Origin of the sequence: Streptomyces sp. NPDC021225, from assembly GCF_044332865.1 — a bacterium.
Taxonomy (GTDB): Bacteria; Actinomycetota; Actinomycetes; order Streptomycetales; family Streptomycetaceae; genus Streptomyces.
In genome coordinates this window covers 528,675-541,164 of record NZ_JBIRPV010000001.1, presented here as the reverse complement: position 1 = coordinate 541,164, position 12,490 = coordinate 528,675, and the positions used below count along the sequence as shown (strand labels likewise).

13 protein-coding genes are annotated in these 12,490 nt (G+C 72.9%); 7 read left to right on the top strand and 6 right to left on the bottom strand.

Annotation, left to right across the window (positions count from 1 at the left end; all coding sequences use genetic code 11):
- Positions 1-20: 20 nt before the first annotated feature.
- Positions 21-938, bottom strand: coding sequence for a nitroreductase/quinone reductase family protein (locus ACH4S9_RS02455; protein WP_398369298.1), 918 nt, complete (start codon positions 936-938; stop codon positions 21-23).
- A gap of 57 nt (positions 939-995) precedes the next feature.
- Positions 996-1,997: a zinc-binding alcohol dehydrogenase family protein gene (locus ACH4S9_RS02450; RefSeq protein WP_398369296.1), complete on the bottom strand. Its 1,002-nt coding sequence runs from the start codon at positions 1,995-1,997 to the stop codon at positions 996-998.
- Positions 1,998-2,209: 212 nt separating this feature from the next.
- Here ACH4S9_RS02450 and ACH4S9_RS02445 point away from each other — a divergent pair, with 212 nt between their 5' ends.
- The 3 genes from ACH4S9_RS02445 to crcB are packed head-to-tail and all read left to right on the top strand — an operon-like array spanning position 2,210 to position 3,452.
- Positions 2,210-2,716 (top strand): CrcB family protein, encoded by a 507-nt coding sequence (locus ACH4S9_RS02445; RefSeq protein ID WP_311722376.1) that lies wholly within the window; start codon positions 2,210-2,212, stop codon positions 2,714-2,716.
- Complete coding sequence (locus ACH4S9_RS02440) at positions 2,716-3,081, top strand: DUF190 domain-containing protein (protein WP_311722375.1); 366 nt, start codon at positions 2,716-2,718, stop codon at positions 3,079-3,081. Before ACH4S9_RS02445 ends, ACH4S9_RS02440 begins: the two co-directional genes overlap by 1 nt.
- On the top strand, positions 3,078-3,452 hold the full coding sequence (crcB, locus tag ACH4S9_RS02435; RefSeq protein WP_311722374.1) for a fluoride efflux transporter CrcB: 375 nt from the start codon (positions 3,078-3,080) through the stop codon (positions 3,450-3,452). Before ACH4S9_RS02440 ends, crcB begins: the two co-directional genes overlap by 4 nt.
- A gap of 97 nt (positions 3,453-3,549) precedes the next feature.
- Here crcB and ACH4S9_RS02430 read toward each other — a convergent pair whose 3' ends face one another.
- Entirely contained in the window at positions 3,550-4,503 is a 954-nt protein-coding gene (locus ACH4S9_RS02430; protein ID WP_311722373.1) for a LysR substrate-binding domain-containing protein, read from the bottom strand.
- An 83-nt stretch (positions 4,504-4,586) separates the two neighbouring features.
- On the opposite strand from ACH4S9_RS02430, the gene ACH4S9_RS02425 reads away from it, so the two are divergent.
- The 3 genes from ACH4S9_RS02425 to ACH4S9_RS02415 are packed head-to-tail and all read left to right on the top strand — an operon-like array spanning position 4,587 to position 8,051.
- On the top strand, positions 4,587-5,351 hold the full coding sequence (locus ACH4S9_RS02425; protein WP_311722372.1) for a succinate dehydrogenase cytochrome b subunit: 765 nt from the start codon (positions 4,587-4,589) through the stop codon (positions 5,349-5,351).
- A gap of 1 nt (position 5,352) precedes the next feature.
- Complete coding sequence (locus ACH4S9_RS02420) at positions 5,353-7,299, top strand: fumarate reductase/succinate dehydrogenase flavoprotein subunit (RefSeq protein ID WP_385340799.1); 1,947 nt, start codon at positions 5,353-5,355, stop codon at positions 7,297-7,299.
- Entirely contained in the window at positions 7,296-8,051 is a 756-nt protein-coding gene (locus ACH4S9_RS02415) for a succinate dehydrogenase/fumarate reductase iron-sulfur subunit (RefSeq protein WP_311722370.1), read from the top strand. The genes ACH4S9_RS02420 and ACH4S9_RS02415 overlap by 4 nt, the downstream gene beginning before the upstream one ends.
- Positions 8,052-8,099: 48 nt before the next feature.
- Here the strand turns inward: ACH4S9_RS02415 and ACH4S9_RS02410 are convergent, their stop codons facing one another.
- The 3 genes from ACH4S9_RS02410 to ACH4S9_RS02400 all read right to left on the bottom strand — a co-directional run bounded on the left by ACH4S9_RS02410 (position 8,100) and on the right by ACH4S9_RS02400 (position 11,746).
- Positions 8,100-9,281, bottom strand: coding sequence for a Cmx/CmrA family chloramphenicol efflux MFS transporter (locus ACH4S9_RS02410; protein WP_358845454.1), 1,182 nt, complete (start codon positions 9,279-9,281; stop codon positions 8,100-8,102).
- Positions 9,282-9,641: 360 nt separating this feature from the next.
- Positions 9,642-11,216 (bottom strand): PH domain-containing protein, encoded by a 1,575-nt coding sequence (locus ACH4S9_RS02405; protein WP_398369291.1) that lies wholly within the window; start codon positions 11,214-11,216, stop codon positions 9,642-9,644.
- Entirely contained in the window at positions 11,213-11,746 is a 534-nt protein-coding gene (locus ACH4S9_RS02400; RefSeq protein ID WP_358845456.1) for a PH domain-containing protein, read from the bottom strand. The genes ACH4S9_RS02405 and ACH4S9_RS02400 overlap by 4 nt, the downstream gene beginning before the upstream one ends.
- A 99-nt stretch (positions 11,747-11,845) precedes the next feature.
- Here ACH4S9_RS02400 and ACH4S9_RS02395 point away from each other — a divergent pair, with 99 nt between their 5' ends.
- A complete protein-coding gene (locus ACH4S9_RS02395; protein ID WP_398369289.1) occupies positions 11,846-12,472 on the top strand; it encodes a TetR/AcrR family transcriptional regulator in 627 nt (208 codons plus the stop codon).
- Positions 12,473-12,490 lie beyond the last annotated feature (18 nt).

The window sequence follows — 12,490 nt, the reverse complement described above, 5'->3', positions numbered from 1 at the left end:
CCGCCGGGCGACAGGGGCGTTTACCGAAGGGGCGCCTCCAGAGCGGGCAGCAGGTGCTGCTCCTCGTAGGCGAAGTGCTCCTCCAGGCCCGCGACCACCCGGTCCAGCTCGGCGCGGAGCTTCTCCGCGTCGGCGGGATCGGCGGGCAGTTCCCCGCCGTCCCCGTTCACCAGCGCCTCGAATTCCGCCAGGCCGCGCTCCACCGCCTCGTGTTCGCGCCGCAGCCGGGCGATGGCCGGGGCGAGGTGCGGGAACTGCTTCTCGAAGGCGGTGAACGAGCCGTCCTCCCGGGTGTGGTGTGTCTGGAGCGCGTAGCAGAAGGTCAGGCAGTGCCGCCGCAGTTGGCTCGCGAGGTCGGCCCCGGGCCGGTCCTCCGGCTCCGGGAGATCCGCCGGGTGCTTCCTGGCGAGCACCCGGTCGATCTCGGCACGGACGCGGCGCAGCTCGGCGCGCAGCTCGCTGTGGTGCTGGACCAGCTGCCGGCCGATCATCCGGTTGCGCTCCGGGTTGTTCGCGCCGAGGTCCAGGAAGTGGAGGGCGACGACCGGTACCGTCCGCTCGGTCTGCTCCGCGTAGGCGCGGAAGCCCGGGTCGCGCGAGCACTGGAGCTCCCAGTAGCGGTCGCGCTCCTCGCCCTCCAGCGGCACCGCCCGCGCCGCGAACGGCTTGACGGCCCCGTCCTCGGTGCCGAGTTCGACGGTGAGATGCGGATTGGCCAGCAGGTTGTGGTACCAGTGCGGGTGCCGGGGGCCGCCGGCGTTGGAGCCGAAGACCAGATAGCGGTTCCCGTCGCGCAGATACACGGTGGGGGTCGTATGCGGCCTGCCGGTCCTGGCGCCGGTCGTGTTCAGCAGGATCAGGGAGGCGCCTTCGAACATGCCGCCCACTTTTCCGTTGTTCGCCCGGAATTCTTCGATGACGTGCTTATTCAGGTACATGGGAGTCCTTGAGCCCTATCGACTCGAACAAAAGGCTTTACTTTGAAAGCAAAGGGATCAGGACGGTGCCTCCCGATCCATCGTCAGCACCGCGACCCCGTGCACCCGGTCGGCCGCCAGGTCGTCCAGCGCGGCGTCCGCCCGCTCGAACGGATACGGCGTCACGGTGACCCGGAGCCGATGGGCGGCCGCCGCGTTCAGAAACTCCCGCCCGTCCTCCCGGGTGTTCGCCGTGACGCTGCGCAGGGTGCGCTCGTGGAAGAGATGGCGCTCGTACTCCAGGGGCGGGATGTCGGAGAGGTAGATCCCGGCGACGCTCAGGGTGCCGCCGCCGTCCAGCGCCTCCAGGGCCACCGGCACCAGATCCCCCACCGGGGCGAAGAGGATCGCCGCGTCCAGCGGCTCCGGCGGCCGCCCGTACGCGTCGCCCGCCGATGCCGCGCCGAGCTCCAGCGCGAGCGCGCGCGCCGCCGCCGACCGGGTCAGCACATGGACCACGGCGCCGCGGCCGATCGCGACCTGGGCGGTGAGATGCGCGGACCCGCCGAAGCCGTAGATCCCGAGCCGGCCGCCCGGCGGCAGCTCGGCGCGGCGCAGCGCGCGATAGCCGATGATCCCGGCGCACAGCAGCGGGGAGAGCTCCTGGTCCGCGTAGCCGCCGGGCAGCTCGTACGCGTACGAGGCGGGGACCGTGGCGTACTCGGCGTAGCCGCCGTCCGCGTCCCAGCCGGTGTACTCGGAGGACGGGCACAGGTTCTCCCGGCCCCGCAGGCAGTAGCGGCACCGGCCGCAGGTCCGGCGCAGCCAGGGGATCCCGACCCGCGCCCCGAGCGGGGGCCCCTCCGCCGCCGGGCCCGCCGCGACCACCTCCCCGACCACCTCATGGCCGGGGACGACCGGGGTCTTGTGCGGCGGCAGATCGCCGTCGCGGACATGCAGATCGGTGCGGCACACCCCGCAGGCCCGGACCCGCACCAGCAGCTCGTCCTCGGCGGGTTGCGGAACCGGCAGCTCCACCCGGTCGAGCCGACCCGGGGTCCGCACCACCCATGCCCGCATTTTCCCTGGAATACCCGAGAAACCCGCATTCGCCTGCGCCACCGGGGCAACGTAACGCCGTGGCGGTACGGGGGCGCGGAGGCGCGCGTTCCGGGCGCGTCAGCGGGTACGTCCGCAGGCACGCCCGCAGGCACGCCCGTGGGCCGGAGCGGGCCTGGGGCGTGGCCGGGAGCGCCGTGGGGCACCGGGTGGGCGCCCCGTAGTCTGAGGTCATGGGCAGCTCACGGTCTCCACTGGTCGAGGGCGTCACCAACCCCGGTGCCGGCTCCGCCCCGCACGCCCGCCGCGGCACCTGGCGCGGGCAGGGCCCGGTGGTCTGCGTGGTGGCGGTGGGCGGCGCCGCCGGGGCGGTCGCGCGGTACGGGGCGTCGCTGCTGTGGCCGACCAAGACGGGCGGGTTCCCCTGGACGACGTTCGCGATCAACGCCGTCGGCTGTGCGCTCATCGGCGTGTTCCTGGCGCTGATCACCGAGGTGTGGGCCGCCCACCGGCTGGTGCGGCCGTTCTTCGGCACCGGGGTGCTGGGCGGGTTCACCACCTTCTCGACCTACACCGTCGACTTCGAGCGCCTGATCGACGGGGGCCATCCGGCCACCGGGCTGGCCTATCTGGCGGCCACCCCGCTGGCGGCGCTGGCGGCGGTGTGGGCGGCGGTGGCGGCGACGCGGCGCACCGTCGGGGCGTTCGCGGCGCGCGGCGAGAGCGGCGGGGGGACGTGATGAACGGCCTGCGGCTGACCGCCTTCGTCGGCGAGTGCGACACCTGGCACCACAGGCCCCTGTTCGCGGAGATCGTGCACCGCGCCCACCGCGCGGGGCTCGCGGGCGCGAGCGTCTTCCGCGGGGTCGAGGGGTTCGGCGGGACGTCGGTCGTCCACACCTCGCGGCTGCTGTCGCTGAGCGAGGATTTGCCCGTCGCGATTGTGATCGTGGATACGGAGGAGCGGGTGCGGGCCTTTCTGCCCGAGTTGGAGGAGATCGTCGGCGAGGGGCTCGTCGCCCTCGACCCGGTCGAGGTGCTTCGCTTCCCGGGCCGCGACGGAGACGACGAGGGCGGAAGCGGCCACGAGGAGGAGGCCCGGTGAACTGGCTGCTGGTGGTGGCCGGCGCCATGGTGGGGGCGCCGCTGCGCTATCTGACCGACCGGGCGGTGCAGGCCAGGCACGATTCGGTGTTCCCCTGGGGCACCTTCGTGGTCAATGTCTCGGGCTGTCTGGTGCTGGGCCTGCTGACCGGCGCCGCCGCTGCCGGGGCCGCCTCCTCGCACCTCCAGCTGCTGCTGGGCACCGGGCTGTGCGGGGCGCTGACGACGTACTCCACGTTCTCGTACGAGACGCTGCGGCTGGCCGAGGACGGCGCCCGGCTCTTTGCGGTCGCGAATGTCGCGGCAAGTGTGGCGGCCGGGCTCGGCGCCGCCTTCGGCGGTGTGGCGCTGGCCCGAGCCATCTGGGGCTGAGCGCCGCCCAACCGGAAGGAGCCCAGCCGGAACCAGCCCAGCCGGAAGCAGCCCGACTAGAAGCGGCCCAGGCGAAAGCAGCCCAGCCGGAAGCAGCTCAGCCGGAAGCGGAGTCGGGCACAGGCGGCAGCAGCCTGGTGCCCGGGGTCAGCTCCTCCCCCGCCCTCGCCGAGCGCAGATGCTCCAGCAGCACCCGGCGCAGCTCCCGCGCCGCGCGCGGCGGCGCGACGTCCTTGCGGTGCGCGACCGAGATGGTGCGCTGCATGCCGTGGTCCGCGAAGGGCGTGGCCCGCAGCCCGGATCTGGCGGCCACCATCCCCGGGATCACGGCGATCCCCAGCCCGGCCCGTACGAAGCCGAGCACCGCGTCCATCTCCCCGCCCTCGACCGAGAACGAGGGCTCGAAGCCGGCCGCCCGGCAGGCCGAGGTGGTGAACTCCCGCAGGTCATAGCCGCGCCGGAACATCACAAGCGGCTGGTCCCGCAGATCCTCGACGCGAATGTGGCGGCGCCGCACGGGCGGCGGGGACGCGGGCGAGGAGGCCACGACCAGCTCCTCGCGCAGCAACTCGGTGGTGGCCAGCGCCGGGGCCTGCCCGGCCAGCGGGGTGATGATCAGCGCCAGGTCCAGCTCGCCCGCGGCCAGGGTGCGCACCAGGTCCTGCGAGCCGCCCTCGTCCACGATCAGCTCGATGCCCGGGAACTCGTCGTGGAAGCGGCGCAGCACATCCGGGACGAGGCTGGCGCACAGGCTCGGCGGGGCGCCGAGCCGCACCCGGCCGCGCCGCAGTTGGGCGACCTCCTGCACCTCGCGGCGCGCGGTCTCGGTGTCGGCGAGGATCTGCCGGGCCAGCGGGAGCAGGGCCTCGCCCGCGTCCGTGAGGGCGATGTTGCCGCGGGCGCGGTGGAACAGCTCGGCACCCAGCTCCCGCTCCAGGGTGCGGATCTGCTGGGACAGCGAGGGCTGGGCGACATGCAGGATCTCCGCCGCGCGCGTGAAGTGGCGGGTATCGGCCACGGTGGCGAAATAGCGCAGCTGCTGGAGTCTCACCCAGCCATGATAGCTACCGTCTATGGAATCGAGCCATTCCATGTCTTGGACGAATCACAAAAGCCTGCTTAGCGTCTTGTCACATGGCACTGGCGACGCGGACGGACCCTGAGCGGCCCGCCCAGAAGGGGCCGCGACAGCGGCCGGAACCGCCGCGGAGGCCTGCGCGGAGCCCGTCACTCATCGGCTCCGTGTGGCGCTCGACCGTCGGCAAGAAAGCGGTGATGGCCGTCACCGGGCTGATCATGCTCGCCTATCTGGCGGCCCACATGTTCGGCAATCTGAAGATCTTCTTCGGCCCCGGCGAGTTCAACCACTACGCGCACTGGCTGCGCACCATCGGCGAGCCCGCGCTGCACTACGAGTGGTTCCTGTGGGTGGTCCGGGTGGCGCTGGTGGCCTCGGTCGTGCTGCACGGCGTGGCCGCGTACCAGCTCAGCCGCCGCGACCTGGCCGCGCGGCCGCAGAAGTACGCGCGCCGCAGGCAGAAGGCCAGCTATGCCACGCGCACCATGCGCTGGGGCGGGGTGATCCTCGGCCTGTTCATCGTGTGGCACATCCTGGACCTGACCACGCTCACGGTGAACGAGCGCGCCGAGCCCGGCCATCCGTACCAGAACGTGGTGGCGACCTTCTCCACCTGGTACGGCAACACCATCTACATCGTGGCGATGCTGGCCCTCGGCGCGCACATCCGGCACGGCCTGTGGAGCGCCGTCCAGACCCTCGGCGCGGGCCGCCCGGGCCGGGACCGCGCGCTCAAGATCGCCTCGACGGCCGTGGCGGTCGTCCTGGCCGGCGGGTTCGTCGCCGCGCCCATCGGGGTCATGACCGGAGTAGTGAGCTGACATGAGCACCTATGCGGAGTACACGACCGGCGAGCCGATCAACGACACCAAGGCCCCGGACGGCCCCATCGAGGAGCGCTGGGACCGCCGCCGCTTCGAGGCGAAGCTGGTCAACCCCGCCAACCGCCGCAAGTACACCGTCATCGTGGTCGGCACGGGCCTGGCGGGCGGCGCGGCCGGGGCGACCCTCGCCGAACAGGGCTACCACGTGGTGCAGTTCTGCTACCAGGACTCGCCCAGGCGCGCCCACTCGATCGCGGCCCAGGGCGGCATCAACGCGGCCAAGAACTACCGCAACGACGGCGACTCCATCCGCCGGCTGTTCTACGACACCGTCAAGGGCGGCGACTTCCGCGCCCGCGAGTCCAATGTGCACCGCCTCGCCCAGGTCTCGGTGGAGATCATCGACCAGTGCGTGGCCCAGGGCGTGCCCTTCGCCCGCGAGTACGGCGGTCTGCTGGACACCCGCTCCTTCGGCGGCGTCCAGGTCTCCCGCACCTTCTACGCCCGCGGCCAGACCGGCCAGCAGCTGCTGCTCGGCGCGTACCAGGCGCTGACCCGGCAGATCGCCGCCGATAACATTGATATGCACCCCCGCACCGAGATGCTCGACCTGATCGTCATCGACGGCCGGGCCCGCGGCATCGTGGCCCGCGACCTGATCAGCGGCGAGATCTCCACCTACTTCGCGGACGCCGTCGTCCTGGCCTCCGGCGGCTACGGCAACGTCTTCTACCTGTCCACGAACGCCAAGAACAGCAACGCCACGGCCGTCTGGCGGGCGCACCGGCGCGGCGCGTACTTCGCCAACCCCTGCTTCACCCAGATCCACCCCACCTGCATCCCGCGCTCGGGCGACCACCAGTCCAAGCTGACCCTGATGAGCGAGTCGCTGCGCAACGACGGCCGCATCTGGGTGCCCAAGGCGAAGGGCGACACCCGCCCGCCCGCCGAGATCCCCGAGGACGAGCGCGACTACTACCTGGAGCGGATCTACCCGTCGTTCGGCAACCTGGTGCCCCGCGACATCGCCTCGCGCGCCGCGAAGAACGTGTGCGACGAGGGGCGCGGGGTGGGCCCGGGCGGGCAGGGCGTCTATCTGGACTTCGCCGACGCGATCGCCCGGATGGGCCGCAAGGCGGTGTCCGAGAAGTACGGCAACCTCTTCGAGATGTACGAGCGGATCACCGCCGAGGACCCGTACCGGGTGCCGATGCGCATCTACCCCGCCATCCACTACACGATGGGCGGCCTGTGGGTCGACTACGACCTCCAGACCAGCGTGCCCGGCCTGTTCGCGATCGGCGAGGCCAACTTCTCCGACCACGGCGCCAACCGGCTCGGCGCCTCCGCGCTGATGCAGGGGCTGGCCGACGGCTACTTCGTCCTCCCCTCCACCATCAACGACTACCTGGCCCGGCACCCGCACGGCGAGGTCGACCCCGGCCACCCGGCGGTCACCGAGGCGGTCTCCGAGGTGACGGACCGCCTGCGGCGCCTCCTGGAGAACGACGGGGACCGCACCCCCGACTCCTTCCACCGCGAGCTCGGCGAACTGCTGTGGGACGAGTGCGGCATGGCCCGCACCGAGACCGGGCTGCGCAAGGCGCTCGACCGCATCCCGGCGCTCCGCGAGGAGTTCTGGCGGCGGATCAAGGTCCCGGGCACCGGAGAGGAGCTCAACCAGTCGCTGGAGAAGGCCAACCGCATCGTCGACTACCTGGAGCTCGCCGAGCTGATGTGCCTGGACGCGCTGCACCGCGCCGAGTCGTGCGGCGGCCACTTCCGCGAGGAGAGCCAGACGCCCGACGGCGAGGCGGCCCGTGACGACGAGTCCTTCTCGTACGCCGCGGCCTGGGAGTTCTCCGGCACCGGCAGCGCCCCCGTCCTGCACCGCGAAGACCTGGTCTTCGAGTACGTCCACCCCACGCAGCGGAGTTACGCATGAGGCTCACCCTGCGGATCTGGCGCCAGCACGGCCCGAACGAGCCGGGCGCCATGACCGCGTACGAAGTCGACGGCATATCGCCCGAGATGTCTTTCCTGGAGATGCTGGACACGCTCAACGAGGAGCTGATCCTGCGCGGCGAGGAGCCCGTGGCCTTCGACCACGACTGCCGCGAGGGCATCTGCGGCGCGTGCGGCATGGTCATCAACGGCCAGGCGCACGGCCCCGAGCGCACCACCACCTGCCAGCTGCACATGCGGCACTTCTCCGACGGTGACACGATCGACGTCGAGCCGTGGCGCGCCGCCGCCTTCCCCGTGGTCAAGGACCTGGTCGTGGACCGCTCGGCCTTCGACCGGATCATCGGCTCCGGGGGGTTCATCTCCGCCCCGACCGGCAGCGCCCCGGACGCCCACGCCACGCCGGTGCCCAAGCCGGTCGCCGACACGGCCTTCGAGCACGCCGAGTGCATCGGCTGCGGGGCCTGCGTGGCGGCCTGCCCCAACGGCTCGGCGATGCTCTTCACCTCCGCCAAGGTCGTCCACCTGAACGTGCTGCCGCAGGGGCAGCCGGAGCGCGAGTCGCGGGTGCTGGACATGGTCGGCGCGATGGACGAGGAGGGCTTCGGCGGCTGCACCAACACCGGTGAGTGCGCGGTGGCCTGCCCCAAGGGGATCCCGCTCCAGAGCATCTCCATGATGAACCGGGAGTTCCTGCGGGCGAGCGTCAAGGGCGGGGGCGGCCGGAGCTGACGGTACGAGAGCCCTCGTACCGTCAGCAGGGCGAGGTGGCGGCCGGGCTCAGGCCGCCGCCACCACCGGGGTCTCGCGTCGCGCCTCGCGCCGGCGCAGGGCGGCGGCCAGGCCGAACGTGGCCAGCGCGACGACCATCATCAGCGCGCTGGTCCACACCGGCGCACGGAACCCGAGACCGGCGTCGATGGCGAGCCCGCCGAACCACGGGCCCGCCGTGTTACCGACGTTGAACGCCGCCGTGGTGAACCCGCCCGCGAGGGTGGGGGCGCCGTCGGCCAGGTAGAACGTGCGCGAGGTCAGCGCCGGCGCGATGCCGAACGCGAGCAGGCCCTGCACGAAGACCAGCACGAACACGGCCACCGCGGCCCCCGCCGACAGGGCCAGCACGGCCCAGCCCACGGTGAGCGCGGCCATGCCGGTCAGCAGCGTCAGATGAGGCCGGGCGTCGGCGATCCGGCCGCCGACGGAGATGCCGATGAACGCGCCCACACCGAACAGCACCAGCATCGCGGGCACCCACCCGGCGCCGTAGCCGCTGACGTCGGTCAGCAGCGGCGCGAGATAGGTGAAGGTGCAGAAGGTCGCGCCCTGGACCAGGGCGTTCATGGCGTACGCGATCAGCAGCTGCCCGCCGATCAGCGACCGCAGCTCGGCGCGCAGCCCGGCCGCGGGCGCCTCGGGGCGCCCGCCCGGGATCGAGGCCAGGACGGCGGCCACGCCCGCGGCGGACAGCACGGCCACCGCCCAGAACGCCGCCCGCCAGCCCCACAGCTGCCCCAGCACCGCACCGCCGGGCACACCCGCCACACAGGCCAGCGTGACCCCGCCCATCACCACGGACATCGCGCGGGCCTTGGCGCCGGGCTCGACCATCCCGACCGCGGCCCCGGCGGCCACCGCCCAGAAACCGGCGTTGGCGAGCGCGCCGACGATCCGCGTCGCGAGCAGCACGCCGTAGTCGGAGGTGAGCGCCCCGACGACATGGACGGCGGCGAACACCACGAGGAACGCCACCAGCGCGGTCCGCCGCGGCCAGCGCAGCGTGAGCATCGCCAGCAGCGGCCCGCCGACGACCATGCCGATGGCGAACGCCGAGGTCAGAAAGCCGGCCTGCGGGATGGACACCCCGAGGTCGGCGGCGATGTCCGGCACCAGGCCGGACAGCATGAACTCCGAAGTGCTCTGGGCGAATACGGCCAGCCCGAGCATGTAGACGGCAAAGGGCATACGGGAACTCCCCGAGTGAATCCGATGGGACTGCGAGCGGGCAGCGTTCGCCGACGGGAGAGTTCGCCACGATGCGCGATGCGCGATGCGCGATGACGCGCCAAGGCGCGACGAAAGAAAGGGAATCGACGTCCGGTCGGAGTCGTCCGCTGCCGTGATGCGGAGATCCGGCCACCGGGGGCACGCCACGGAGCGCCGCACGGCCTTAGGGGCGGGGTGTGCGGCGGGGCGGCGTCACTGCCACCGGACGGGGCCGGTGGCTACGGTCTGTCTGACTCCGGGCTGGACATGGTCGAGCACGGTAGCAGCCCCGGCGGACCGCTTCCACGGATTTACCGGGTGCCGCGTCTTTGCCGGGTGTCACATCGCGAGGAACTCGTCGAGGATCCCCGGAGCCGCCTCGTGCGCGAACGCCGCCGCCTCCCCGGCCGCCATGTCGGGGATGCGGTAGCCGTCCTCACCCGCCGCGACAGCCGCCGTCAGCGTGGTGACCCCGGCCCGCCGCGACATCGGGCTGTCGGTGAACGTCCAGGCCAGCACGGCCCGGCGGTCCAGGGCCACCGTGTCACGGCTGAAGGTGCCGGAGCGGATGAGCAGATGGCCGTCGTGACCGCCCGCCAGCCCGTGGCCGAGCGCGCGGTACGCGTCGCGCGCCAGGGCGTACACGACGGGGGTCGCGACGAGGAGGAAGCCCCCGGCGCAGTAGAGCAGTACGGGCGTCAGCAGCGCCCCGAGCACCGCGAGGGCGGCCGTCACCGGCACCACGACCCACACCATGCCGCGCATGACACGGCGGCGCAGGGCGACGCGCGGGTGCCGGGTCAGCTCGGGCCGGTCGAAGAGGGCTTCACCGACAGAGGTTTCAGCGGGCGCGGCGGGCCGCGCGAGCACGCCGGTCAGCACCCGCAGGGCCTCGGGGCGCGGGGCGGGCGGCAGCAGCGTGGAGCGGGTGCGGTTCTCCTCGCAGTCGCCGAGGCCGCTCGCCACGGCCCGTACGGTCGCGCCGCCGCCCGCGCGCAGCAGCATCGGCTCGCGCAGCACCGCACCGCGCAGCCGGGCGCGCTCGATGGAGACCGAGCGGGTGGTGAGCAGCCCGCGCCGGACCCGCAGGGTGCCCGCGTCCGCCCACTCCAGGCGGTACCGCCACCAGTTCTCGGCGTACAGCACGACCGCTCCGACGCCGCCCACGGCGGCCACGGCCAGCAGCGCGAGCGGGATCGTCAGCCACAGGGCGCTGTTGCCGAAGTCCTCGAAGGCGCGGCGCACGGGCCCGATGCGCCACGGCTGCACCCCGAGGTCGTCCAGAACCCGCCACACCGCGCCCACGGCCGCGAACACCCCTCCGAACACCCAGAACGTGAGCGGGGCGTAGCGCAGCCAGCGCGGGTCCCCGGTGGACAGGACGGGCTCGTCGGCGGTGTCGCCGGTGCCCGCGCGGGCCAGCAGTTCGGCGCGCAGCCGCTCGGCGGCGGGGCGGGTGAGGGCTTCCAGGGTGAGCTCACGGCCGCCGCCCGCGCCCGTGGTGCCCGCGCGCAGCACGACGAGGCCGAAGAGCCGCTGTACGGGGTTGGCCGTCAGGTCGACGTTGCGCACCCGGTGCAGCGGTATGGCGCGCAGCCGGCGGGTGAACAGGCCGGTGCGCAGCTCGAAGGAGTCGGCGGTGACGCGGTAGCGGGTGCGCGACCAGCTGATCAGCCCGGTGACGGTGACGCAGGCGAAGGAGACGGCGATGGCGGCGAGCGTGATCCAGGCCCGGCTGCCGAGCCGGCCGCCGGTGGCCAGCGCGGTGAGCGCGAGCGAGGCGAGCGGGGCCGCCATCCAGGCGCAGTGGACGGCGATGGTGCGGGGGTCCAGCGCGCGCCACGCGGCGCTCGGCGAGTCGGTGCCCGGGTGATCGGCGCCCGGCGAGTCGGCGCCGGTCAGGTGGGTGGTCACGCGGCATCACCCGGCACCAGCTGCGCCGCGTCGCCGATGCGCCGCGCCAGCTCCCGCGCATCGGCGTCGGAGAGCCCCGCGATGCGTACGTCGCCCGCCGTGGAGGCGGTGGTGACGGTGACGGTGGCCAGCCCGAAGGCCTGCTGGAGGGGGCCGCGCACGGTGTCGACGGTCTGCACCCGCGACAGCGGGGCGATGCGCCGCTTGCGCCACAGCCAGCCGCTCGCCGCGTAGACCGCGCGCTCCCCCAGCTCCCAGGCGTGTGTGCGGTAGCGCCACCGGGGCATGGCCCATGCGTATCCGAGCCCGGGCAGCACCAGCGTGACCAGCAGCAGCGGGCCGAGCCAGGGCAGTGCGCCGGGGAAGAAGAGCAGCGAGAGGACGAGCAGGGCGGCGGCGGTCAGCAGCATCGGCCCGCTCACCATCAGCAGCGCCTGCGTGGTCCACCAGCGGCGGGCGCGCGGGTCGACGCTGTGGAGCGGCGCCCTGAGCGTGGGCGCCCCGAGCCGGGGCCTGGGCGGGACGGACATGGGAGATTCCCCCGAGGTTTTTCAAGTCAACTGTATTGGCACGCACCCGCCACGGTATAGCAATACGATTGACTTGCGAAAGTGGGAAGGGAGGCCGGGGTGCCCAAGCGGGTGGACCATGAGGAACGGCGCGGACAGATCGCCGAGGCGCTGTGGCGGATCGCCGCCGCGCGCGGCCTCGACGGCGCGAGCCTGCGCGATGTGGCCGCGGAGGCGGGCATCTCGCTCGGACAGCTCCAGCACTACTTCACCAGCAAGGACGACATGATCGTCTTCGCGCTCGGCCATATCGAGCGGCTGGCCCAGCACCGCATCCGCACCCGCATCGAGGCACTGCCGGGCGCCCCCACCCCCCGGGTCGTCCTCCGCGAGACGCTTGCGGAGATGCTGCCCCTGGACGAGGCGAGCCGCACCGGCTATCTGGTGCAGATCTCCTACTTCGTGCGCGCCGTCCACGACGAGCGGCTGCGCACCCACGCCCAGGAGGGCATCGCGTCCCTGCGGGCCTTCTTCGCCGACCAGTTGAAGACGGCCATCGCCCAGGGGGAAGTGTCCGCGGACCGCGATCCCGACCGCGAGGCGGCGCTGCTGATCGCGCTGACGGACGGGCTCTCCGCCGCCGCCCTGATGGAGTACGACAGCCCGCGGGGGGCCCTGGACCTGCTCGAGCTGCATCTGGCGCGCCTCTTCAGCGGCGCCGCGCAAGACACCGGCGGCGCCGCCTGAGGTCACGGCGCGATGCCG

Coding starts and splice junctions, on each gene's coding strand:
- ACH4S9_RS02455 (WP_398369298.1), bottom strand. CDS start 938: ATGTACCTGAATAAGCACGTCATCGAAGAATTCCGGGCGAACAACGGA.
- ACH4S9_RS02440 (WP_311722375.1), top strand. CDS start 2,716: ATGAACGGCCTGCGGCTGACCGCCTTCGTCGGCGAGTGCGACACCTGG.
- ACH4S9_RS02445 (WP_311722376.1), top strand. CDS start 2,210: ATGGGCAGCTCACGGTCTCCACTGGTCGAGGGCGTCACCAACCCCGGT.
- ACH4S9_RS02410 (WP_358845454.1), bottom strand. CDS start 9,281: ATGCCCTTTGCCGTCTACATGCTCGGGCTGGCCGTATTCGCCCAGAGC.
- ACH4S9_RS02450 (WP_398369296.1), bottom strand. CDS start 1,997: ATGCGGGCATGGGTGGTGCGGACCCCGGGTCGGCTCGACCGGGTGGAG.
- ACH4S9_RS02400 (WP_358845456.1), bottom strand. CDS start 11,746: ATGTCCGTCCCGCCCAGGCCCCGGCTCGGGGCGCCCACGCTCAGGGCG.
- ACH4S9_RS02415 (WP_311722370.1), top strand. CDS start 7,296: ATGAGGCTCACCCTGCGGATCTGGCGCCAGCACGGCCCGAACGAGCCG.
- ACH4S9_RS02425 (WP_311722372.1), top strand. CDS start 4,587: ATGGCACTGGCGACGCGGACGGACCCTGAGCGGCCCGCCCAGAAGGGG.
- ACH4S9_RS02420 (WP_385340799.1), top strand. CDS start 5,353: ATGAGCACCTATGCGGAGTACACGACCGGCGAGCCGATCAACGACACC.